Consider the following 20,433-nt stretch of genomic DNA (forward strand, 5'->3'; position numbering starts at 1 on the left):
ACTTCCCCGTTTACTTTCCTTATTTTGTATTTCTTTCAAGACGAGCGTATACTTATAGTAGAAATAAAAAGGAGGGCCATATATGAAACTAAAAAAATCTCCCCTACTCTTACTTATACTAACATTCATATTTGTAATTACAGGGCTTGGGTTTACTTACTTCAAACAAAATAAAACGACCCCATCAAAACATAATGTGACAAAAGAAAACTGGTTAAATGACCCTTACTTGCGTTGGTCGTACACACACATGAAAGAATTCACTTTAGTTAATGACGTAAAAAACAATCCTGACCAAATTGCTCACTTCCCTTCCGCATTGCAAAACTTAGACGATTTTGCTGTGGAGCGTAGATTCGGAAATACAACTCCTCTAAAAAAACTTTTAGATGATAACAAAACAGATGCTTTTGTCGTTGTACATAATGGACAACTTGTTTACGAACGATATTTCAATGGGTATAAACAGAATGAACCTCATGGTATGGCATCATTAGCAAAAGTCTTTACCGGGGCAATTATACAATCTCTCGCTGAAGAGAATCGTATCGATTTAGAGAAAACAGCTGACACTTACATAAAAGAATTAAAAAACACACCGTTCGGTAATGCCACACTTCAGCAATTAATGGACATGCAAGTTTCAGCTGAATATCCTACTCATGGATATGAGCAACCTGGGCTAGAAAATCAAGATGCACAATTATATTTAGCTAGCAATATTTTACCCCGCGGCAAAAATTACGACGGTCCGATGAAAATTTATGATATGTTACGGGAAGCCGAAGAAACTGCACCGCCTGGTTCTTCCTTTTCTTACAATAACGGATCAACAGAAACGCTCGCTTGGATTATTAGAACTATTACTGGTAAATCACTAGCTGAAAATGTAAGCGAACGAATTTGGTCTCAAATTGGTATGGAAGAAAACGCGTATTACGTTACAGATGAAATGAAAATAGAACAAGCAAGCGCTGGCTTAAATGCAACTGCTAGAGATATGGCGAGATTCGGGCAATTACTATTAAACAATGGGGAATATAACGGAAAACACATTCTCCCTTCTTCTATTACAGAAAGTGTAAAAAATGTCCAAGAAGGTGAACTTGCAATTGGCCCTGGAGCTTCCATTTCTTATCATAATCAATGGTGGATTCCGCACAATGAACAAGGTGCTTTCGAAGTGTTAGGTAGTTACGGACAAACACTTTACATCGATCCGAAAACAAATATGGTAATCGTTCATTTCTCTTCTAACGCAACGCCAAGTAATGAAATACATTCAGTTTACTCAAATATGTATATTGATATTGCACATCATTTAGAAAAGCTTCCACAGTAGTGGAAGCTTTTTCATTACAGTACATTATTTACACTACTATACCAATTATCTTTTTGTTATTAGAAGATATTGAAAAAACAATTACCTAAAATACACCTATCGAAAATTTTATAAGCAGTTTACAATTTTAATTGAGCGTTTAACTTATACATCCACATCTTTTGGAGAATGTATTAAAACACTTCCCTTACAAAGATTGTCTGTTCATATTGGTCGAAAATTTCTTCTATAGATGAAAATAAAGTTTCTTCCGGGATGATGAACTTTATTTTTTGACCAGTTTGCAACAGTTGCTTTGAAGCCAGCTAGTAACCTTTCTCTATACTATCCCTATAAGTGCTACCCCATTTCCAACCGTTTTTCTTCTAGTATATTAAAAGCAGAATTTGATACGAGGCTCTATATCAATCTATCAATAAATTACCACTCTGTAAATATCTGAATTTTATTTATATTGAAGGTTATCTCCTAAACAACCTCGAATAATTGTAATACATATACATAAGGAGGTTGATCTATTTTGTTTCGTTCCTTTACAAATGGTTGCGTCGCCTTAGTGCAACGCTTCTTACCAGAACCGTTTATTTTATCATGTTTACTAACTGTTTTCGTTATCTTCTTTGGTATGTTTGCGACTCACCAAACACCTGTAGAAATGATTAATCACTGGGGTAATGGAATTTGGGGACTCCTCGCCTTTTCTATGCAAATGGCACTTGTACTCGTGACTGGATCTGCTTTAGCAAATGCTCCTCTTATTAAAAAAGGATTAACGAAAGCTGCCAGACTACCAAAAACAACTGGACAAGGCATTATTGCCATTTCAATTGTAAGTTTACTCGGTGCATACATAAACTGGGGCTTCGGAATTGTTGTATCTGTTTTATACGCAAAAGAAGTGGCAAGGCAGCTGGACGGATTAGATTATAGACTAGCAATCGCCTCTTCTTACTCTGGATTTCTCATTTGGCATGCCGGTCTTTCTGCCTCTATTCCTCTTACGTTAGCAACAGGCGGTGAAACGTTAATTAAAACGACTGCTGGAAGTATTAAAGAGGCAATTCCAATAACAGAAACGTTATTCTCACCATACGCTCTCGTTCCAGTTATTATTTTTCTCATTACGATGCCTCTCATTAATAAAGCGATGCATCCAGATGAAAAACATACGATTACAGTAGATCCTAGCGTGTTCCATGAAGAAGCTGCTGCTCAAGAAGTAGAAAAAAATACGTTCGCTGAAAAGATGGAAAATAGCATTATTATTACACTTTGCGTTGGATTGTTAGGTCTCATTTATATTTTCAATTACTTTTATACGAAAGGTTTTAACCTTACTCTCGATATCGTGATTTTTATGTTATTAATTGCAGGTCTTATTTTCCACCGTACTCCGATTCAGTATATTCGTGCTTTTTCAGACTCTACGAAAAGTGCTTCTGGCATTTTACTTCAATTTCCGTTTTACGCAGGAATTATGGGCATGATGATTGGAGCAAATAGTGAAGGACTTTCACTTGGAGGAGCTATTTCTAATTTCTTTATTAGCATTTCAAATGAAACGACTTTTCCGCTCTTTACATTTTTAAGTGCTGGCATTGTTAACATTTTCGTTCCATCTGGCGGCGGTCAATGGGCTGTGCAAGCACCAATTATGATTCCAGCTGGCGCTGAACTTGGTGTACCTGCTGCAAAAACAGCAATGGCAATTGCATGGGGCGATGCTTGGACGAATTTAATTCAACCTTTCTGGGCATTACCAGCATTAGCGATAGCTGGTTTAGGAGCTCGTGACATTATGGGATTTTGTGTTGTGAACTTACTATATGCGGGTTTTATCATTAGTCTATGCTTCTTATTTATTTAAACGAAAAGCTAGTTTTATACTAGCTTTTTTACATAATAAATCACTTATTTCCCATGAAATTTATAATCTTCTCCCACTCTAACTCCGTAAGATGTAATGACTCAAATGCAAAAAAATCTTCGCAAATTTTTCCGATCAGGTGTGGATGTTCCCTCAAAAAATTCCACTGTAACGCTTTAGGAAGAAAATATGTTTCATATTCTTTACTTCCCCTTACTACCTGATCAACTTCTCTTTCACAAATTCCTCTTATTAAATAATCATTTCTTAACTCTATTTGAATTTGCTGAAATGTTTCGCTGCATTTTTTCAATTGAAGTAAACACGTAACATACTTCCGAAAAAGTTCGCCATCATACTGAACACAGTTTATAATACGATCGACTTCATTCATAATGCACGAGCCTTTTCTTCTATTTGTAATAACCATTTCTCACGCTTTGATACTTTACTCGTTTTCACAGATTGAAACACTGACCGTTTTATATCGCGAATGCCACAAAAACGTAAAATACCTCTCTTCATCATAATCCAATCTGCTGATCGATATAACAATGCGACGTACCATAGAGGCGAGTCTAACGTATTAATAACCCATGCTTTTTTCCCTTGCAATAATCCTTTCGGCAGAGCCCCTTCATATTTATAAGCAAATCCAGCTACGAAAATACGATCGATAAATCCTTTTAAAATTGCTGGCATCCCCCACCACCATATTGGATAGATGAATAGAAGTGTATCTGCTTCTTCTACTAACGTTCTATACCGAGCTGTTTCCTCTTCATTTACTAAATCGCGTCTTTTCTTCTCTTCATTAAATACGAGGACTGGATCAAATTGTTCTTTGTATAAATCAAGTACGGTAACTGAATGATTTGTTTCCTGTAGTCCTTTTTGCACATGATTGAAAATCGCCGCGTTAAAACTTGAAGGGTTAGGATGAGCATATATAATTAGTACGTTCACTACAAAACAACTCCCTCTATACGTTAAAGTTTCTCCTTCTTTAATAACTTCTCTACAATTTGTACGTTTTTCGAACTTTGCAACAATCGATTTAATAATATAAGTAACTCTTCTTTTTCTAAATCTTTCAGTTTCTCTTTAACTGCACTCTCACCAGCACCTTGCATATCATAAACAACTGCCGCCATATGTTTACAATAATTTTCATAGGGACACTCACAGTTACTTTCTGAAAAATCTTCGAGATCGATAACTACTTCATAATTCCCTGCATTTCCAGTAACGAAAGCAAACACTTTTTTATCTTGTATTTCAACATCTTCTACATGCCCATCTTCATAATATTCATATCCCTTATCTACAATGTACTTTGGGATCCATTTCGTTATATCTTTTAATAAGTAAGCGTACATAATTGTACCCCTTCCTTTAATTCCCTTTTGACTTCAAAAATCCTGCATGTTATTCTAATTACTGTTAAGTAGCAAGTCTACGTGACAAAACGACTGACACCTATTCGGCGAAGGTGTCTCTTTTCATTTGCAGCCGATATGAATTGCCTCTTTCAGGCACATTCAATTTTTGACACTACACACTCAACACCATTCCCTGTATCAGGCTGCTTTAGCAGTCTTTTACTCTACATACTCCGTTATTTTAAGAAAAAAGAGAGCTTAGCTCCCTTTTCTCGCCTTATACAATACCCCTTTTTCAGCATAGAGATATTCATCAGCTAATGTAATTTTCCCATCCAGTTTTAGTTCGTCTAATAATCTTGATAAATAAAATTGATGCAACATCTTTTTCGTGAATTTTCCTTCATGATGCGAAACGATATGTTCTTGAATATCTAACAATGATATCGGCTTATCTTGCTCTATCATATATTCATAAACTGTACTACGCAGTTTTACGTATTTTTCGAGTGTCACAGTAATGCGCAACCCCTTTCTTCTTAATATAAATTTTCGTAATCGGTTTTTTTGCAATAAAAAAACCTCTCCGATAAGAAGAAGTTACGTATATATCTTCGTCTTATCTCCCAGAACAAATATGTTCTGCTGGAATTAGCACCTGCATCGCGGTTGCTGGGTTTCATCGGGCCAGTCCCTCCACCTCTCTGGATAAGAAAATATTCACTTAATTCTTACTATACGTAATTCCACTTCAATTGTCAAACAAATATAATAAATATAACAAATTATATTTTCTTCCTTACTGTTCATACTACCCATATACGAACATGCAAGGAGGATTATGAAATGCATCAAAATGCTCGCGGATATGTACAAGATTCTTTTCAATCATTACAAGAAGCTAAAAATTGTTTAGAAGAAGCGCTCGAAACAGTTGAAAAAGATTTTAATCGCGCTCGTATTGAACAATCACTTTATGCTGTTGAACAAGCTATTCAACGTTGTGAGTACACCGTTCACATTTTAGAAAAAGATTAAAAACTTCCCATCAATTGATGGGAAGTTTTTTCAAATGGCATACTTCATAATTATTGCCGTTATGATTAAAAAATATACAGAATTAGCAATTTCTAAAATTCCTACTTTTATAATAGAAATTTTTTTGCCATACAACACAATTGCTCGAAAGACACTTGGTATAAAAATAAGAGAACACCACGGATTAATCACAAATATGATTATCGTTAATACAATATGATATCCCCAAGATATAAGACGATACTTCGGATTATTTTTTTCACGAATCATCGTTTTCACATAGAACGTACTACCTAAAAAGTATAAAAATGAAATAAGCGCAATGAATAATGCTGTATGATCGATTTGCTTCATTGAAAAGGAATAACTAATTAACCCACCGATACAAAACACAATAATCGCACAAATATCATTTAATAGTGCTCTTTCATTTTTTTGACGAGCGTAATACATATTCACTATAAATAATGGAATCATTACTATTACGAATAAAAGAATTCGCCACTCATATAATAAAGAAATCATCCCAAATAGGAACGCAATAAGAAAATAAATAATGGCAACTTGTAAAAACTCTTTTTTTCGTCTTTGCTTTATGTACGTAAGAAATGGGTACGTAGCTAAATAGATAAAGAACCACGCTAAAAACAATGGAATATGATAAATAGTAGGTTTCCCAAGTATGACACTTAATAAAAAAGGAATAACAAGCATGGCCCATGCACCATGTTGCTTCGGAATAACTAACTTCATTAACTATACACCTCCCTTTTGAAAAAAGTTCTCACCTACAATTATACAAATAATTTTATATAATAGCGGATGCATATTGAATCGATTTTTTGACAAAAAAATGCTCCTTACATTATGTAAGAAGCATGAAAGAGGCAAACGAATATGTAAGTCGCGACCCTACCTTATATGAGTATGCTTTTCTATGTCACGTTATGCTCATCTAATATACCGTATTTCTTTTTAAATCTTGTAAGAATCGTAATCCATGAAGTACTAAATAGTAATAAGAAAATAACATTCGAAATCGCATGGCTCAAATCAAAGTAAAAACTTGCGATATAATACGAAATGACAGTTTCCCATGTTGCTTCTCGTATAAAACCGAGAAGGCCCCAGAAATTCATAATCCAGCCAAATAAAAAGCCAACAATTACTCCGTAAAGAAGTCTTCCCCATAGCTTTTTCATAAAAACTGTATTACGAAGTAAACCTGCTATAAAACCAATCATGCCCCACGAAAACATTTGCCACGGTGTCCATGGACCTTGTCCTAAAAAAATATTAGATACGATTGCTGCTGTAGCACCAATCATAAAACCAGTTTCACTTCCAAATACAATTGCAGAAACGATAATGACAAAAGAAGTTGGTTGTACACTTGGTAAAATAGAAAATGGCACCCGGCTTACTGCTGCAATTGCCGCTAATACAGCAACGAGAACAATTTCACGTGAAACAAACGCCTTTCTTTCAAAACGGATATAGAAAGGTAACATAATAACCGCTAATAGAAACAAACTACTTAACATGTAATAACCGTCCATGACAAGTGTCGTAAAGAGTAATGTGCCGATTATTACTGCAAAGATACATATTATGAATGCAACATATCGTTTGGACAAGCTTCGTACACATCCTCCCACGTTAATGCATATGGCAATTCTTTTCGAATGAATCGATTAATAGATGTTGTATAAAAGAAGTTGCCGCTAAAAAATTCTTTCGGTGCATCATTCATAATGACTGTTCCATCAAATAACATCATACATTGATCCACGTATTTCGCTGCAAACTCAATATCATGCGTTGCCATTACAATTGTTGTACCTTCTTTTTGCAGCTTCCTAAATAGTTCTCCTACTCTTTCTTTCTTCCATGGATCCAATCCCTTTGTCGGTTCATCAAGTAATAATATCGTTGGCTTTGATAATAACGTCGTACATAACGCAAGTAATTGTTGCTCTCCTCCGCTACAATCATGCGGATGGCGTTCTTTAAGCGAGTACAACCAAAACTGTTTTAGCGTATCTTCTGCTATTTCTTTTCCTTGTTCTCCATATAATTCACGCGCACGTTCATAAACCTCGTCCCATACTGTATCAAATGTAAAATGGTAATACGGATGCTGCGATACATACCCAATACTTTTAAACCGTTCTTTCGAATCAATTTTATGTATCACTTTTCCGTTCCACTTTACTTTTCCTCTTCTCGCTTTTTGTAATCCTGCTAAAATCGTTAACAGTGTAGACTTACCTGTACCGTTCTTCCCAACGAGCGCTACCCATTTTCCTTTTTCAATCGAAACTGATAAATCACGTAAAATAAGCGGACTATTTTTTTCATATTGGAACGAAATATGCTCTGCGCTTAAAATTACCTCTTGCTTTTCACTTTGTGCTATTGGGTCATTTACATATGATATCGCTGCAAAATCATTCATTTTCATTTGCGCCTCTCGCACTGTAAACGGAATATCTCTCACATTCCACTCTAAAAATAGCCTTGGAATTTGCGGAATAAATGGACGGAATGTTTCTACTCCCCACATATCCGTAATAACAATTTTAGGACTACCATCATACATAATACGGCCATTATCCATACAAACAACGCGTGTTGCAAGCGGGATAACTTCATCTAAACGATGTTCACTTAAAATAATCGTAATTCCAAGTTCTTCATTAATCCGTTTTAATAATCCTAAAAACTCTTTTGCAGCGATTGGATCTAACTGCGCTGTCGGTTCATCTAATAATAGCAATTTCGGCTGCATAACTAATACCGCAGCTAAATTAACAAGTTGCTTTTGCCCACCAGATAACGTGTGAACAGATTGATGCAATAAATCTTGAAATCCTAAAAAGCTAATAAGCTCTGCTATTCTTTTTTGAATAATATGTGATGATAATCCGATATTTTCTAAAGAAAATGCTAATTCTTGAATCACTGTATCCATAACAATCTGGTTTTCTGGGTTTTGAAATACCATCCCAATTTCTTGGGCAGATAACAAATCAGCTACTTCCTCTATTAAAACACCCTCATAAAATACCTCTCCAGAACGCGTACCAATTGGAAGTAACTCCTTTTTAAAATGTTTTAATAACGTCGTCTTCCCAGATCCCGATCCTCCAGCAAGTGCAATAAACTCACCTTTTTGAACAGAAAGAGAAATATGCTGTAACGCTTTTTTATTTTCATCAGCATATACAAATGATAAATTGTTTATTTCTGCATGCGCCACCATATCCATTCCCTTCCTTCCATCATAATTGGTAAACTAATAAACAGTGTAAATAATACAAACATCATTCCATCGTATTGCTGGAATAAAATAGATTCGACTTTCGGATAAATAATCAATTTCCCTCCGCCATAATTACTACATACAATAGCAGCTATAAATAAAATGATTAAATAACTGAGCGTATACCAATCACGCCTTTCCATTCTATAGCGAATATACGTCGTACGCTTCGTTACACCAAATCCACGAGCTTGCATAGAATCTGCCGTTTGCAGTGCATCTTCTAATGAACAAATTAATAATACTTGCAGCAATTGCATACCATTTTTGACGCGTTCTATTATCGAACCTGAATCTACCTGCACACCTTTCGTTTTTTGGACGAGTGTGATTTTCTTTAATCGCCTTATAAACAAAGGAACAAATCTCACTGTAATCATCGTTAACAATGCAACTTTCGGTGAAATTCTTGAAAACAAATATAAAAATTTATGACTGGAAATAATATCATTGTATGACGCAAACGTAAACATAACTGCAACTAGTAATAACCCCATTACTATTCCAAACATAATCGCCTCAAGCTTAACACGGCTATCACCTAACCAAAATAACGTAGTTCGACCTCTATGCGTTAATAACGAATTAAATAAAATTACCATAAAAAAGAAAACAATTGTGCTCGGTAGCATCTTTCTTATCTTTTCGCTATTTCCTTGCACCACATTTAACATAATAATTAATACTATTGCTCCAATTAAAAAAAGAGGATGAAGACACATCGTACATAGTATCATCACCCCGATATAATAGAAAAAATTCACAAAAGGATGTAAAGAAGAAAAACTTATTTTCATAGCCCTTTACCGAATGCCTTTCTTATTGTAATACGTATACCCACTCAATTGTATCTCCTGGTTTTACCGTAACTACACCAGCACTATGGTTTGGAAAAGCACCGTTCACACGATATTTCCATCCACTAGTATCCGCAATATCTTTTTCATATAAATCATTAATACCTTTTACATAAATACTATCTCTAGATCCGCTTGCATCAACATCTAATCCTGTACGTTGTAATACTTTATACACAGTATCGCCATCTTGTACATCCATCTTTTTCGCACCCATTATATATCCGTTATTTCCTTTTACCGAGATTGTTACTTGTTTTGCTTGCGGTTTAGGCGGTGGAACCGGATCTGATTTTCGTTGTTCAGAATTTGGAACGGTCGGAGTCGGTATCGTTTTCTCCGCTTTATTCGGATCAACTTTTTGCTCCTGCTTCGGTGTTTCTTTCGGCTGATTCACAACCTTTGCTTCTTCTTTTACTTCTGGTGCTTTCGGTTGTTGTTTCTCTTCTTGTACTTGTTGCTGCTCTGGTTGCTTATTTACAGCAGGTTGCTCTTTCGGTTGTTCCTGTTGTTTCTCTTCTTTCTTTACCTCTGGTTGTGCCTGCGGCTTTTCCTCTTTCGGCTTCTCTTCTACTTTTTGTTCTTGTTTCTCTTTCTGTTCTTCTTGCTGCTTTTGCTCTGATTCAGCTTGCTTTTCTTCTGCTTTTTCTTCTGGCTTCGCTTCATCTTTTTGTTCTTCTTGTTTCGCTACCTCTTCTTGCTTCGGTTCTACCTTCTTTTCAGGCTTTACAGCTGCCTCTTCACATCCGGCAAGTAGCCCGAGCGAAAGCAGTAAAGAAATGAACCATTTCACCTTACTCATCCTATCTCTCACCTTTCATACGAAAATTAGGAGCAAATAATTGCTCCTAATTTTTTGTTAAGCTGCTTTACGTCTCCATAATACATATGCAGAAGCAATACATAATACACCCATACCTACTTCTGTTGCTGCGCTATGAGAAGATGCTCCTGTTTTTGGTAGACTGTTATCGTTTCCGATTTTTTTATTCTTAACTGGTTCGTTATCTACAACTACTTTTAGATTTTCATCTTTTGTTTCTTGTTGTACTTGTTTTTGTTCTTTCGGTTCTTCAATAACTTCTTTTTCTACTACATTATTTTCTGGTTCAACGACCTTTTCTGGCTCTTCAATCGGTTTTGGCTTAATTACATCACCAGCGTCTACATTAGACCAATCATAAATAGATTTTCCCATTTCCTTAAATTGAAGTAATGCTAAAAGAGCCTGTTCTGTAGCCATTCCGTTACCATTTTGATCACTTGGTAACCATTTAAATTCACCATTTGAAAGTTGATATGATAATAGGTTTTGCATTGCCTTATGAAGACGATTTTGATCTACATCTTTAACAAGCGATAATCCAATAATTGCTTGCGCAGTACTATTTGAATTTTCTTGTCCATCAGCTGAAAAACCACCATTTTGCAGCTGTTCGTTATATAAATATGCAACAGCTTTTTGTATAGCTGGTTTCACATCTGATCGCTCTTGATAAGGAGCTAATGCTGATAAAACCATACCTGTTACATCAACACTACTAGCACTATCTTTACTACCTGAACTATTATAAGTCCATCCACCGTCTGTATGCTGATTATTTAACAGTGCTTCCACTAGAGCAACTCTGTTCCATTTTGATTCAACTGGAATCTCATACTTCTTCGTATCAAATGCAAGTAAAGCAAATGCATAACCTGTAACAGAATTCACTTTATCTGACTCATACAATTTTTGAACTAAATTATGTCCACCTACATTTTTAGGGTCTGCACTCATTGCATTCATCATAATAATTGTTCTAGCTAAATCTGTCGCTGAAAAACGATTAATGCGCTTTTCTACTTTTTCAGTTACTGACTTAACATAATTTAATTTTGCCTCAATTGGCACATTCTTTCCAGAACGAGAAAGCGCTACAGCTACCCAGTCACTTTCAATTCCATCTTGTAACATCTTATCTGATGTTTTAGAAATGGCTTCGTTTAATTGTGCACTTGGATCTTGAATGTTCTCTTGCTTTGGTTGTTCTGGTTTTTCATCATTTGTTTTTGTACCATCTGGTTTTTCTTGTTTTGAACCATCCGTCTTTGGTTCTTCTGGTTTTTCTTGTTTTGGATCATTCGTCTTTGGTTCTTCTGGTTTTTCTTGTTTTGGATCATCCGTCTTCGGTTCTTCTGGTTTTTCTTGTTTTGGATCATCCGTCTTTGGTTCTTCTGGTTTGCCACCGTTAGGTTCTTCTGGTTTACACGTCCCGAACTTATCTAACGTTTCTTTCAATGTTTCCTGGCTTATATTGCTCCAGTCTGAAACAAAGCGAAAGACAACAACATCTCCAGATTTTAATTTATAACTATCTGCTCCGACTTCTGCAGACTTATCATTTACATCATACAGCCAAGCACTTGTAGCCCCGGCCATTAAACCATCGATTCCTTTTACATATGTTCCAAACGACATCGTTTCAGATTCTACTTTGTCCCCCATGACCTTTTGCAGCAAACTTAAAGCTGTTTCCCCATCTTTAATTTGCTCTTCTTTCGGACATAACATAATGCCCTTTTGTGATTCCCCAATAATTGCAAGTTTTGCTGTATTTCCTTCAGCAAACGTAATATGTACTGTATTCGCAAAAGAAACAAATACAAGTGTCACTGCCATTAACGACGTAAGCAGCCACTTTTTCAACATTGCCATCCCAAAATTTCCTCCCTTACTACCATTTACACAAAAAAAGGCCCTTCAAGGGCGTGCGATTGACACTCTCTTTTTGTAAGTGTCGAACAAAAATGTACAACACCTCCTACCCGCATTATTCGCGGCTATATTTGTATAGGAAAAATAATTTTGTTTATGAACGTATCATTGTGATAACATTCACTTTTCTTGGCACAACTTACTTCCATTTAAGTTATCGTAAAACGATAAACCTATACATTCTGTAAATTTTAAATTTCTGTATTATTTTACTATTGACAAAGAATTTTGTCCATGCTTTATCGGATTTATTTTCTAAGAATAATAACTTATTAACTCTTAACGATGTAAACTCTTTTCACTAATAATGACGCCATCTTCATCCGCATAGACATATTCATTTGGATTCCAATCCACTTGTCCAAAGTGCAATGAAATATTTCGTTCTCCTTTTCCTTCTTTCACACTTCTATTTGGCATCGTTCCTAACGCTAAAATACCAATATTAATATTCTTTAGTTCACTAGAATCACGAACATACCCATTCACAATAATTCCTGCTAGCTTTCTTTCTTCCGCAATAGCTGCCAAATTATCACCAAGTAACGCACAATTCGTAGACGCTCCGCCATCAACAACTAATACTGTTCCTTCTGGTAATGTTTGCAATCCTTCCTTCACTAGTACATTATCATCTTTCACTTTTACAGTTGCAATTTTCCCGTGGAATTGTTCTTTCTTCCCAAAAGACCGAAAAGACTGGCGACATATTTGTAATTCCTTTTCAAATTCATCACATAGATCAGTAGTTTTCCACATCTTGTTCCCTCTTTTCCTTTTTCTTTCTACATAACATATTCTTGGCTTATTATCGTTTCCCTGTCTAATATTGCAATAATTTGTACGTGCGGGAAAAGGATACAAAAACTATTGCCTTAAGAAGCTACCTTTATTATAATCTATTTCACAGATTAAATTCAGAATATTAAAAATTAACCAAGTGAAGAAGGAGGGATTTTATGCAAATACAAACTGAGGCAAAAAAACAACCTAGTAAACAAAAGTTTAAAATGCCTGATGCGTACGTACTACTATTTTTTATTGCCTTACTTTGCGCCATTGCTACGTACTTCGTTCCTGCTGGAGAATTTAAAAGGGTTACAAACGGGACCGTTACAACGACAATACCAGGTAGCTACCATTCTGTTCCGCAATCACCTGTAGGATTTGTTTCTTTTTTTACCGCTATTGAAAAAGGAATGACACTTGCTGCTCCTATTATCTTTCTAATTTTATTTACAGGTGGAGCCATTGCAATTCTTGAAAAGACAGGTGCCCTTGACGGTTTAATCTATCATGTTATTAACAAATTTCGTAATCAGCAATTACTTTTCATATGTATTGTCGCCGCACTCTTTTCCATTCTCGGAACGACTGGCATTATCGTTAACTCAGTTATCGGCTTTATCCCTATCGGCATCATCGTTGCCCGCACATTAAAATGGGACGCTATCGTTGGCGTAGCAATTATTTATTTAGGCACTTATGCTGGTTTTAATGCTACTATTTTATCCCCCTCACCTTTAGGCATTTCACAAAAGATCGCAGAACTTCCGATGTTTTCGGGAATTGGTTTACGCACAGCAATTTATATATCTTTTTTACTTGCCACTATCCTTTATATAAATTGGTATGTAAAACGCTTGAAAAAATCAAATAAAGGAAGCATCCTTGGCGACAACTGGTTTCCCAGTAACGCTCTTTCAAGCGAAAAAGAAACAGAGAAAAAAGAAGTCCCTTGGACGATACGTCATAAATTAATTTTACTCGTTTCAGCTTTATCATTAATTGCATTTTTAATAGGCGCTTTTCGTCTACATTGGACGGACGCAGAAATGACCGCTACTTTTATTTTCATAGCAATTACAGCAGGAATAATAGGTGGCATGAAAGCAAACGATATCGCATCCACTTTTCTAACTGGCTGCCAAAATCTTATCTACGGTGCTTTAATCGTCGGAATGGCTCGCTGTATTTCAGTCATTTTAGAACAAGGCAAATTACTTGATACTATCGTTAACCAGCTCGCACAGTCTCTTGAAGGACAAAGCCCTGTATTTGGCGTTATCGGTATGTACGTAAGTAGTGCTGCATTACATTTCCTTATTTCATCCGGGACAGGAGAATCGGTTATTTTTATTCCGATATTAGCTCCATTAGCTGATTTCATGCACATTACACGCCAAGTTACAGTACAGGCTGTTATGCTCGGAGAAGGTGTAGTAAACTGCTTAAATCCAACTTCCGGTGTTTTAATGGGCGTTCTCGCAGCAAGCGGGATTTCTTATGGAAAATGGATTCGTTTCATGGCTCCACTTGCACTCATTTGGTTTATCATTGGACTTGTTTTTCTTATTGTTGGGGTGAATATTGAGTGGGGACCTTACTAAATACTTAACTAGATAAATAAGTACTATCGTTCCATATAAATATCTATTCTATTTCCCTCACTAGTCCTATAAAAATCATTTATTCTAGTAAAAATATAAGAAGGGATTGATCATAATGATCAATCCCTTTTATCAAAATATAATACCTTTAAAAATCTTAGTTCCAGATTTTATTTACCCATTCTGGATGATCAATAAAAGGATTGCGGTTATGTTGATATTTTGTAAAAATCACTTCATTACGCTTTCGCTCTAAATCATCGACCGGGTCTTGTTCATTCCATTTTAATAAGACAGATAGTTTCCCCATGTATGGATCTTTATTGTTATTCACTTTTTCATTTAGTTCTAAATCTATTTCGCCGTTGTCTCCCTCGTAACGAACAGCCATATAAAACAGCATTCTAGCAATATCTCCTTTTACACTATCACGAGGTTCCCAAGAATCACTATCATATTTACATTCTGTCGCTTCAGAATGATTTACACCACCGTTATCAAAATCTAGATTTCCACGTGAACTATTTACAGATACATCCGTCGCTCTTAAATGATGTAGATCTGTTCCAGGTCCTGCAGTCGTTCCAAAGTCACCGTGAGATTTTGCCCAAACATGCTCTCGGTTCCAGTTATTTACTCCTGATCCATTCGTAAGTTTCCCTTGCGAACGACCAGTATATAAGAGTATCACATTATTTTTATTATTCGGATCTTCATCAGTATCTCTTAACGCGTCCCAAACCGCACTGTATGATAACTTTGTATGATTATCAATAATATTATGCAATTCCTTCTTTAATTCTAACCCCGTTTTTCCTATTGCGTTATTATAATATGTATCGTCATAATTTTTTACAATAATCTCCTGTGCTGATGCAGGAACCACTTCACCATGTATAGTATCTGTGAATGATAGAGATGCAGAACCTAAAATAAAAAATGAAGATAGTGTAACCATAGCAATCTTTGTATTTCGAAACTTCATATACCCATTCCCCTTTAAAATATAATTTAAAGCTATTAACTAAAAAGTGCTTTCTAACCCCCGAAACCTTTTAGAAACCCATACCCCTTTTCTGTTTATTTAATACAAGACTCTATCCAGTCTGTATCACTTCTAAACTTTTTGTTTATTCACATTCCAAACAATTTCACTTTTTACAAGGAATATCCTTTTCTTATAAAGATTATTAACATATTCTTTACAACTAAAAAGTAGTTTAATATTAACTTATAAATTTAAATTTATTTATGCAATAATGCATATTTGATAAATACTTTAAAAAACAGTTTGAATAAAATGCATTCAAAGAAAACCGTGCCACAAAACAGATACGGTCTAAGACAGAAATAATAAAAATTAAGATGATAGCTCGACTTTTCCCTTTTCCATAACTATCTTTATTTTTGTGTAAAACCTTTCTTTCTCTGAATAATACGTACAAAAATAGATTGGTTACCATGTAGGCACCAATCTATTTTAATTAAAGAAACTGTGTCAATTCTGAGTTCACAACACGTTGTGCAGTAATAATAACATTTTCAGCTGTTAGTCCATAAACACTATATAGTCCACCAGGTTGATTAGGAACAATTTGAACTTCATATTCAAATGCTTGTCCAAGAGCAGGATGAACTAAACTTAGAGTTGCAAAAGTAGAAGCATTAGAATTCACATTGAAGTTTACCTGTTCAATTAATACTAATGAACCGTCAAGTCTAAAAACTCTAGCTACTCCAGTAAGTGGGCCCGCAGTACGGTTAAGGATCTTCACCCTAACTTTATTTGCATTAGCAGGTTGATTTCCTACGTTTTCAATTGGTCCTGTAGTAAGAGCCATATAACACCACCTCCATTATATTATTATTATATTCAATGATGAACATTAATGTTATAGTCTAATTACCCAATTTATTTAAAATAAAAAGAAGCTCCAAATTCTATTATATTTAGGTCATAGATATTAAACTTAATAAAATCAAAGGCAGGAACATATTTGATATGTTCCTGCCTTTTTATTGTGGGATACCGATAAATAGCCCTCTAGCTAAGATTTTAAAGTGCTACAAAATCAAAAATTTTATCTCACCAAAGTTTTCTACGAGAATCCAGTGAACAGCTTATTTACATAATTTTTGTTCTCAGAAGTTGATCTTGTAGCGCTCTTTCTCGTAATTCACTATGTTTTCCAAAGAAAATAGTGAAAAACAGGGCGGTGAATACATTTACAAAATGACAAAACTGTAAGAATACACGAATGTTTGTAAGAAAGTTCGATGTTTTCTTTTTCCTTTTTTTATTATAGTGAAAAAGAAGAACAAAATATTCTCTTATGTAGGAAAGGAAGATAATAATGATCGATCTATTAAATAAATGGATGTTAGAAAGTACAGCCAATTTTAATATCGTTGTAGGACTTACAGCACTTCTATTTTTGGGTTCAGTAATTGCACTTATTATTATTTACAAAAAAATTGGTAAACCGGTTGAAAGAACAAATGCTATTTATTTAAAAATTACTTCTCGTATGTTTACTACTCAAATTCTAATGAATGCTATATTTATTTCTTTAGTTGGTAAAGATATTGAGAATTTCCGTCAAATCTTTATATTATTTGAAGCTTTTGTATTCTTTATTGGAGCTATTTATTCGTTTAAATTATATAGACAGGAGTACAAATGATTCACTTATAAGAAACAATAAAAAACAGTAGTGATTTTACATTACTGTTTTTTATTGTTCATTTTTAATTGTAAACTTTTCATTTTTAGTTAACTGTATATTCTATACATATGAGGTTAACATAACCCATCATTAGCGTTAGCGAGGAAAAAGGACAACCCTGCTCTCACAAGTGAACCCTTTTTTAGTTCTATGAATCTATACATATTATATACATTCCTATCCTAACGTGGTTTTAGTGCTCTTGTTTGTTACTGGATTAGCCAAAAAACTGTATAAAATCTTGCATACTATTAGCGTGTTTTTTCAAAAATACTGGCATCCCCCAATTTGTGCTTTCTTATGGATATTTCTTGACTCCTCATTAAAACACTCTCCTGTTCTTTGTCTATCTTTAAGAATAAACCCTGCTTGTTTATTTCAAGTTCTTGCATCGAGTTTTTACCTTCTCCCAAAGCCAAACAAACAATTCAGATTACATGCCTATATCAAACTAAACATTCAATCTTTATCCAGTTTGTAAATAAAATAGGATAATCAGCCCTCACCAATCGGGCTTTTACGGGCAGTTGATCCCCACCTAATTTCTTTGCTTCCGCTGAAATTTGAGATGAGGGTCTTACTGCCCGGCAAATAGCGGGATAAAACTAGAACTTCTTTTCCTATGTATATTTACTTCGTTACCTCTCCAAACTGCGCTCTCGTCACTTTCGCCAAGTCATCTACTTTAAGCTCAATTTGTATACCAATTTTCCCGCCACTTACAATCATCGTTTCAAGTGATTGAGCACTCGCATCAATACATGTAGAAAATAACTTCTTCATTCCGACTGGCGAACAACCGCCGCGAATATATCCTGAAACTTTCGTAATATCTTTTACAGGAATCATTTCAATTTTCTTTTCACTTACTGCTTTTGCGGCAGCTTTTAAATTTAGTTCCTCATCTACCGGAATAATAAACACATGATAATTTTTACTATTCCCTTGAGCGATTAACGTTTTATATACTTCTCTCACTTCTCGTCCAATTTTCTCGGCTACTGATACGCCATCAATTTTCCCATCGTCTGGATCATATGACATCATCGAATATTCAATTTTTTCTTTATCTAATATTCGCATCGCATTTGTTTTATCTTTTTTCATAGTGATCTCCTTAAAAGGTTATTTCATATTATTAAGTTTTATTATACACCCTTTTCCATTTCTCCTACATAACTTCACGTATATTTCAAAACTAAAAATATTGATAATTCAAAAATCATCTGATATAATTTGGAAAAACTTACGTTAAGGAGAGATTTGCAATGCTAAATTTTAATACTTCTTTCCAACTTCATCATCAAACGTAACGCCGTGTATCCGAAGAAAAATTTTTCTTCGTGGGTACAGGGCTTTTCCTGTTGACCCACGAAGCGTTCATAAAGCTATGTGGGTATTTTTATACCTGCATAGCTTTTTTTAATTTGAAAAAGGAGTGATTATGATGGAAATGAGAAATGTAAAAGGAACGAAAGACTATTTACCAGAGGAGCAAGTGCTGCGAAATAAAATTAAAAGAGCTTGTGAAGATACGTTTGAACGATACGGATGCAAACCTTTAGAAACGCCGACGTTAAATATGTATGAGCTTATGTCTTACAAGTACGGCGGTGGCGATGAAATATTAAAAGAAATATATACACTTCAGGATCAAGGAAAACGTGAGCTCGCCTTACGATACGATTTAACTATTCCATTCGCAAAGGTTGTGGCAATGAATCCGAACCTCCGCCTCCCTTTTAAACGTTATGAGATTGGGAAAGTATTTCGAGATGGGCCAATTAAACAAGGAAGATTTCGTGAATTTATACAATGCGACGTTGATATCGTCGGTGTTGAGTCTGTCATGGCAGAAGCTGAACTTATGGCTATGGCGTTTGAGCTGTTCCGAACGTTAAACTTAGAGATAACGATTCAATATAATAACCGAAAATTGTTAAATGGTATTCTTCAGGCCATTAACATCCCTACTGAGTTAACAAGTGACGTCATTTTATCATTAGATAAAATCGAAAAGATTGGGATTGATGGTGTACGAAAAGATGTATTAGAGCGCGGAATTTCTGAAGAAATGGCTGATACGATATGTAATACCGTATTATCTTGTCTAAAACTTACTATCGCTGACTTTAAAGAAGCTTTCAATAATCCACTCGTTGCCGATGGAGTAAACGAACTACAACAATTACAGCAATATTTAATCGCCCTTGGAATAAATGAAAATACGATATTCAACCCGTTTTTAGCGCGAGGACTCACAATGTATACAGGTACTGTATATGAAATCTTTTTAAAAGATAGATCGATTACATCTAGCATCGGTAGCGGCGGCCGTTACGATAACATTATCAGAGCATTCCGTGGTGATAATATGAACTATCCAACAGTCGGTATTTCATTCGGTTTAGACGTTATTTATACAGCACTATCGCAGAAAGAAACAATCTCATCTACAGCGGATCTATTTATCATCCCACTCGGGACAGAGTTACAATGCTTACAAATTGCCCAGCAATTACGTTCTACCACTTCCTTAAAAGTCGAACTAGAACTAGCAGGACGCAAATTAAAACGTGCCCTTAATTATGCCAATAAAGAGAATATCCCTTATGTGCTTATTATTGGGGAAGACGAACTTAGTACAAACACTGTTGTGTTGCGGAATATGAAGGAAGGTAGTGAGGTGAAGGTTCCGATTTCTTCTTTAAGTAATTATTTATAATACGAACCACCCTCGTTTGGGTG

General features: G+C 35.1%; 20 protein-coding genes, 1 pseudogene and 1 riboswitch. Of the genes and pseudogenes, 6 read left to right on the forward strand and 15 right to left on the reverse strand.

The genetic code is table 11. From position 1 onward, the window contains the following. The first annotated feature begins 82 nt into the window (after positions 1-82). Positions 83-1,342 carry a serine hydrolase domain-containing protein gene (locus GD442_RS15535; RefSeq protein ID WP_000768743.1) on the forward strand — a complete coding sequence of 420 codons (1,260 nt, stop codon included), beginning with the start codon at positions 83-85 and terminating at the stop codon, positions 1,340-1,342. Positions 1,343-1,862: 520 nt separating this feature from the next. Next, a complete protein-coding gene (locus GD442_RS15540; protein WP_000490030.1) occupies positions 1,863-3,209 on the forward strand; it encodes a short-chain fatty acid transporter in 1,347 nt (448 codons plus the stop codon). A 40-nt stretch (positions 3,210-3,249) separates the two neighbouring features. Here GD442_RS15540 and GD442_RS15545 read toward each other — a convergent pair whose 3' ends face one another. The 4 genes from GD442_RS15545 to GD442_RS15560 form a co-directional block, all read right to left on the reverse strand. Beyond that, entirely contained in the window at positions 3,250-3,603 is a 354-nt protein-coding gene (locus GD442_RS15545; protein ID WP_001006478.1) for a hypothetical protein, read from the reverse strand. Further along, positions 3,600-4,175 (reverse strand): NAD(P)H-dependent oxidoreductase, encoded by a 576-nt coding sequence (locus tag GD442_RS15550; RefSeq protein ID WP_001101572.1) that lies wholly within the window; start codon positions 4,173-4,175, stop codon positions 3,600-3,602. Before GD442_RS15550 ends, GD442_RS15545 begins: the two co-directional genes overlap by 4 nt. Positions 4,176-4,198: 23 nt before the next feature. Further along, the gene (locus GD442_RS15555; protein ID WP_000271526.1) at positions 4,199-4,588 is read right to left on the reverse strand and encodes an SWIM zinc finger family protein; all 390 of its coding nucleotides are present in this window, start codon (positions 4,586-4,588) and stop codon (positions 4,199-4,201) included. 261 nt (positions 4,589-4,849) lie between these two features. Beyond that, entirely contained in the window at positions 4,850-5,107 is a 258-nt protein-coding gene (locus GD442_RS15560; RefSeq protein WP_000171476.1) for a hypothetical protein, read from the reverse strand. Between the two features lie 100 nt (positions 5,108-5,207). Then, positions 5,208-5,306, reverse strand: a riboswitch (SAM riboswitch). Between the two features lie 131 nt (positions 5,307-5,437). Here GD442_RS15560 and GD442_RS15565 point away from each other — a divergent pair. After that, complete coding sequence (locus GD442_RS15565; RefSeq protein WP_000554032.1) at positions 5,438-5,629, forward strand: hypothetical protein; 192 nt, start codon at positions 5,438-5,440, stop codon at positions 5,627-5,629. A gap of 30 nt (positions 5,630-5,659) precedes the next feature. Here GD442_RS15565 and GD442_RS15570 read toward each other — a convergent pair whose 3' ends face one another. The 7 genes from GD442_RS15570 to rraA form a co-directional block, all read right to left on the reverse strand. Beyond that, positions 5,660-6,382, reverse strand: a complete 723-nt coding sequence (locus GD442_RS15570; protein ID WP_000779985.1) for a YwiC-like family protein — start codon at positions 6,380-6,382, stop codon at positions 5,660-5,662. Between the two features lie 182 nt (positions 6,383-6,564). Next, positions 6,565-7,266: an ECF transporter S component gene (locus GD442_RS15575; RefSeq protein ID WP_000044905.1), complete on the reverse strand. Its 702-nt coding sequence runs from the start codon at positions 7,264-7,266 to the stop codon at positions 6,565-6,567. After that, positions 7,239-8,900 carry an ABC transporter ATP-binding protein gene (locus tag GD442_RS15580; protein ID WP_033666294.1) on the reverse strand — a complete coding sequence of 554 codons (1,662 nt, stop codon included), beginning with the start codon at positions 8,898-8,900 and terminating at the stop codon, positions 7,239-7,241. Before GD442_RS15580 ends, GD442_RS15575 begins: the two co-directional genes overlap by 28 nt. Then, positions 8,873-9,751: an energy-coupling factor transporter transmembrane component T gene (locus GD442_RS15585; protein WP_033666295.1), complete on the reverse strand. Its 879-nt coding sequence runs from the start codon at positions 9,749-9,751 to the stop codon at positions 8,873-8,875. The genes GD442_RS15580 and GD442_RS15585 overlap by 28 nt, the downstream gene beginning before the upstream one ends. 22 nt (positions 9,752-9,773) lie before the next feature. Then, positions 9,774-10,613 (reverse strand): DUF4430 domain-containing protein, encoded by an 840-nt coding sequence (locus tag GD442_RS15590; protein ID WP_000048881.1) that lies wholly within the window; start codon positions 10,611-10,613, stop codon positions 9,774-9,776. Positions 10,614-10,670: 57 nt separating this feature from the next. Beyond that, complete coding sequence (locus GD442_RS15595; RefSeq protein WP_159365125.1) at positions 10,671-12,509, reverse strand: DUF4430 domain-containing protein; 1,839 nt, start codon at positions 12,507-12,509, stop codon at positions 10,671-10,673. A gap of 339 nt (positions 12,510-12,848) precedes the next feature. Next, on the reverse strand, positions 12,849-13,328 hold the full coding sequence (gene rraA / locus GD442_RS15600; protein WP_000266037.1) for a ribonuclease E activity regulator RraA: 480 nt from the start codon (positions 13,326-13,328) through the stop codon (positions 12,849-12,851). Between the two features lie 200 nt (positions 13,329-13,528). Between rraA and GD442_RS15605 the strand changes: the two genes are divergently transcribed. Further along, on the forward strand, positions 13,529-14,959 hold the full coding sequence (locus GD442_RS15605; protein ID WP_025686826.1) for a YfcC family protein: 1,431 nt from the start codon (positions 13,529-13,531) through the stop codon (positions 14,957-14,959). Positions 14,960-15,116: 157 nt separating this feature from the next. On the opposite strand, the gene GD442_RS15610 is transcribed toward GD442_RS15605, so the two are convergent. The 3 genes and pseudogenes from GD442_RS15610 to GD442_RS28515 form a co-directional block, all read right to left on the reverse strand. Then, positions 15,117-15,944, reverse strand: coding sequence for an endonuclease I family protein (locus GD442_RS15610; RefSeq protein ID WP_000672192.1), 828 nt, complete (start codon positions 15,942-15,944; stop codon positions 15,117-15,119). Positions 15,945-16,443: 499 nt separating this feature from the next. Further along, the gene (locus GD442_RS15615) at positions 16,444-16,800 is read right to left on the reverse strand and encodes a hypothetical protein (RefSeq protein ID WP_001229415.1); all 357 of its coding nucleotides are present in this window, start codon (positions 16,798-16,800) and stop codon (positions 16,444-16,446) included. A 287-nt stretch (positions 16,801-17,087) separates the two neighbouring features. Beyond that, positions 17,088-17,174, reverse strand: a pseudogene (locus tag GD442_RS28515) (transposase); the annotation flags it as partial. Positions 17,175-17,313: 139 nt separating this feature from the next. Between GD442_RS28515 and GD442_RS15620 the strand changes: the two are divergent. Continuing rightward, on the forward strand, positions 17,314-17,643 hold the full coding sequence (locus tag GD442_RS15620) for a hypothetical protein (RefSeq protein WP_000566271.1): 330 nt from the start codon (positions 17,314-17,316) through the stop codon (positions 17,641-17,643). A 672-nt stretch (positions 17,644-18,315) separates the two neighbouring features. Here GD442_RS15620 and ybaK read toward each other — a convergent pair. After that, positions 18,316-18,792 carry a Cys-tRNA(Pro) deacylase gene (ybaK, locus tag GD442_RS15625; RefSeq protein WP_075678144.1) on the reverse strand — a complete coding sequence of 159 codons (477 nt, stop codon included), beginning with the start codon at positions 18,790-18,792 and terminating at the stop codon, positions 18,316-18,318. Positions 18,793-19,129: 337 nt separating this feature from the next. Between ybaK and GD442_RS15630 the strand changes: the two genes are divergently transcribed. After that, positions 19,130-20,410: a histidine--tRNA ligase gene (locus GD442_RS15630; RefSeq protein WP_345892504.1), complete on the forward strand. Its 1,281-nt coding sequence runs from the start codon at positions 19,130-19,132 to the stop codon at positions 20,408-20,410. Positions 20,411-20,433: the final 23 nt, after the last annotated feature.

Origin of the sequence: Bacillus sp. A260, from assembly GCF_009861435.1 — a bacterium.
In the GTDB taxonomy this organism is placed as follows: Bacteria; Bacillota; Bacilli; order Bacillales; family Bacillaceae_G; genus Bacillus_A; species Bacillus_A cereus.

What these genes read in the sequence shown, in the direction of transcription:
- GD442_RS15535 (WP_000768743.1), top strand. Translation starts at nt 83, where the DNA reads ATGAAACTAAAAAAATCTCCCCTACTCTTACTTATACTAACATTCATA.
- GD442_RS15545 (WP_001006478.1), bottom strand. Translation starts at nt 3,603, where the DNA reads ATGAATGAAGTCGATCGTATTATAAACTGTGTTCAGTATGATGGCGAA.
- GD442_RS15555 (WP_000271526.1), bottom strand. Translation starts at nt 4,588, where the DNA reads ATGTACGCTTACTTATTAAAAGATATAACGAAATGGATCCCAAAGTAC.
- GD442_RS15565 (WP_000554032.1), top strand. Translation starts at nt 5,438, where the DNA reads ATGCATCAAAATGCTCGCGGATATGTACAAGATTCTTTTCAATCATTA.
- GD442_RS15570 (WP_000779985.1), bottom strand. Translation starts at nt 6,382, where the DNA reads ATGAAGTTAGTTATTCCGAAGCAACATGGTGCATGGGCCATGCTTGTT.
- GD442_RS15580 (WP_033666294.1), bottom strand. Translation starts at nt 8,900, where the DNA reads ATGGATATGGTGGCGCATGCAGAAATAAACAATTTATCATTTGTATAT.
- GD442_RS15585 (WP_033666295.1), bottom strand. Translation starts at nt 9,751, where the DNA reads ATGAAAATAAGTTTTTCTTCTTTACATCCTTTTGTGAATTTTTTCTAT.
- GD442_RS15590 (WP_000048881.1), bottom strand. Translation starts at nt 10,613, where the DNA reads ATGAGTAAGGTGAAATGGTTCATTTCTTTACTGCTTTCGCTCGGGCTA.
- GD442_RS15595 (WP_159365125.1), bottom strand. Translation starts at nt 12,509, where the DNA reads ATGGCAATGTTGAAAAAGTGGCTGCTTACGTCGTTAATGGCAGTGACA.
- rraA (WP_000266037.1), bottom strand. Translation starts at nt 13,328, where the DNA reads ATGTGGAAAACTACTGATCTATGTGATGAATTTGAAAAGGAATTACAA.
- GD442_RS15605 (WP_025686826.1), top strand. Translation starts at nt 13,529, where the DNA reads ATGCAAATACAAACTGAGGCAAAAAAACAACCTAGTAAACAAAAGTTT.
- GD442_RS15610 (WP_000672192.1), bottom strand. Translation starts at nt 15,944, where the DNA reads ATGAAGTTTCGAAATACAAAGATTGCTATGGTTACACTATCTTCATTT.
- GD442_RS15615 (WP_001229415.1), bottom strand. Translation starts at nt 16,800, where the DNA reads ATGGCTCTTACTACAGGACCAATTGAAAACGTAGGAAATCAACCTGCT.
- GD442_RS15620 (WP_000566271.1), top strand. Translation starts at nt 17,314, where the DNA reads ATGATCGATCTATTAAATAAATGGATGTTAGAAAGTACAGCCAATTTT.
- ybaK (WP_075678144.1), bottom strand. Translation starts at nt 18,792, where the DNA reads ATGAAAAAAGATAAAACAAATGCGATGCGAATATTAGATAAAGAAAAA.
- GD442_RS15630 (WP_345892504.1), top strand. Translation starts at nt 19,130, where the DNA reads ATGATGGAAATGAGAAATGTAAAAGGAACGAAAGACTATTTACCAGAG.